This is a genomic window from Colwellia sp. BRX10-1, from assembly GCF_014077545.1.
GTDB lineage: Bacteria > Pseudomonadota > Gammaproteobacteria > Enterobacterales > Alteromonadaceae > Colwellia_A.
On the sequence record NZ_JACGWC010000152.1, the window covers coordinates 1 to 226 of the forward strand.

Annotated in this window: 1 protein-coding gene; it reads left to right on the forward strand. The window is 41.6% G+C overall.

Going from position 1 to position 226, the window contains the following annotated elements; genetic code table 11:
* Positions 1-226 (forward strand): hypothetical protein (locus tag H4J75_RS19915; RefSeq protein WP_182223087.1); only part of this gene is annotated, 226 nt, incomplete at both ends.

A 226-nucleotide genomic window follows, 5' to 3' on the forward strand; every position in this document is an offset into this window, starting at 1 on the left:
CTACCTTAACGATTTCAGTAACTCCAGTTTCTGATCTGAGCGATGATAATGAAACTGTCACTGTTGCAGAAGATACAACAGCCACAGGCAATGTTTTAGACAATGCTGAAACAGCAGACGGTCCACTAACCGTAACGAGTTTTACTGTTGGTGGTAATACATATAGTGCAGGTGACACCGTTACCCTCACTGAAGGTGAGTTAACTTTAAATACCGATGGTAGTTA